The organism is Mesotoga sp. UBA5825, assembly GCF_002432955.1.
Lineage (GTDB): Bacteria > Thermotogota > Thermotogae > Petrotogales > Kosmotogaceae > Mesotoga.
The window spans coordinates 2,061-2,273 of sequence record NZ_DJHG01000121.1 but is presented as its reverse complement, the minus strand read 5'-3'; the positions used below and the strand labels follow the sequence as shown (position 1 = coordinate 2,273).

Below are 213 nucleotides of genomic sequence, written 5' to 3'. Positions count from 1 at the left end.
CGACAACATTTGCGATAGCTGCTGCAAGTTTGTCAAGTAGTTGTTGAAAGGCTCTCACGTATTCTTCGTTGCTGTTCTCCGAATATAGTTCATTGAGAAACCGCAAGAAGGAACGATCGTCCATTTTCAGACTTCCGTTCGGCACCAACCCGGAGAATCTGTCGTGAAGGTTTTTGGGATCGAAAAAGGCAGCAACACAGCCCTTTTTGCCGC

General features: G+C 46.9%; 1 protein-coding gene. It reads right to left on the bottom strand.

The features are described 5' to 3' along the window. Nucleotides 1-213, bottom strand: a 213-nt coding sequence (locus tag B3N33_RS11945) for a hypothetical protein (RefSeq protein WP_292593474.1), incomplete at both ends; no start/stop codon positions are given.